Raw genomic sequence first — 1,423 nt, forward strand, 5'->3', positions numbered from 1 at the left:
GCACGTGGCGCGCTCCCGCGAGACGCTGCCCCACTCGGTGGTGAACGCGCCGACGGAACGCACCGGCAGCGCGTACTGGTTGAGCCCGCCCAGTGGCAGCTGCGCCTCGGCCGTACGGACCGAACCGGCGAGTGCGAGCCGGTCCAGGCGCGCCCGCCCGTCGGTGCCGACGCCGAAGACGTCCTCGGTGGTCGTGCCGGGCGGCAGCGCAGGCCCGAAACGCTGGCCCTTCGGGACAGCCGCCTTGAGCGCCCGCCCGGCCGCGATCGCCGGACCCACACTCGCTCCGGTCGCCTCGACGCCCGGGTGCTGCGTCTCACTGATGTTGAAGAAGTCACCGTTGACGCCGGCGACCGCGCCCTGGGTGTTCGCCATCGCCGAGACCCGCGCGCGCGAGGCCACGGCCCCCGGATACAGCAGATCGACCCGCACCTGCGGGTTGCCGAGGTCGACCCTCAGCAGATGCGCGTGCGTCACCCCCTTCGCCGCCTTGATGTCGAACTCCTCGTACGTCACGCCCGGCGCGATCCGTCCGCCTTTCTGGACGGCGCCGGCCGGAGCCGCCCCCGCCAGCGCCGCACCGGTCAGTGCTGCGAACGCGGCGACGAACGCCAGCGCCGCTCTGCCTGCTCCCCGTCGCCTGCCACGACCTGCCACCGTGCCCCCTGATGCCTCGTCAACTCTCGGGATCCTCGGGGGAAGTGCACCAGACTGCTGGGGTCCGGCAGGGTGGCTGAGCGCGGACTACGCGGGAACGGCTGAAAAAACGCACCCCTCCGGGTGCTTCAGTCGTCGCCCGTTCCGGTGACGTACGGCGTGTAGTGCGCGGGCGTGTGGTCGATCGGCAGGCCGGGCCGCCAGGCGGTGAGGGCCTGGGCGCTGCACACGAACAGTTCCTCCGGCAGCCGGTCCAGGCCGAACCAGCGCCAGCGCCCCACAGTCTCCCCGGGCTGGTCGGAAGGCTCGCCCCGCCAGACGGTGACCCGGGCGGCCACGGTCACGCGGACGACACCGCCCGCATCGTCCAGCAGCGTCCCGAGCAGCCGGACGTCCTCGGGCCGCGCCGCGAGTCCCGTCTCCTCGCGGAGCTCCCGCACGACCGTCTCCCGCAACGACTCCCCGGGCTCCACCGTCCCGCCCGGCAACTCCCACGTCCCGCGCCGGTGCCGGCCCAGAAGCAGCCCGCGAGGCCCGTGCAGGATGGCACCCACCCCGAGCGCGGCGTGCGCGGGCGGCGGCTTGTCGACGCGCGGCCGGGAGGAGACCCGGACCGGCCGGGTCACCCGGAAGAGCCGGTAGGAGGCCTTGTTGTCGTCCTCCGGGGCGTCGAGGACGCCGATCCCCACCACGCGCAGCCTCTGCGCGGCGGCTCGCCGCAAGGACCGGCTCACGCCTCAGCTCGCCCGAGACGATCCTGGAGTCG

2 pseudogenes are annotated in these 1,423 nt (G+C 74.1%); both read right to left on the reverse strand.

What is annotated here, in order from left to right:
• A pseudogene (locus ABZ281_RS49310) lies at positions 1-615 on the reverse strand (phosphodiester glycosidase family protein); the annotation flags it as partial.
• A 170-nt stretch (positions 616-785) separates the two neighbouring features.
• Positions 786-1,355: pseudogene (locus ABZ281_RS49315) on the reverse strand (NUDIX hydrolase); the annotation flags it as partial.
• Positions 1,356-1,423 lie beyond the last annotated feature (68 nt).

The sequence above is a fragment of the Streptomyces sp. NPDC006265 genome, assembly GCF_040613555.1.
Lineage (GTDB): Bacteria > Actinomycetota > Actinomycetes > Streptomycetales > Streptomycetaceae > Streptomyces.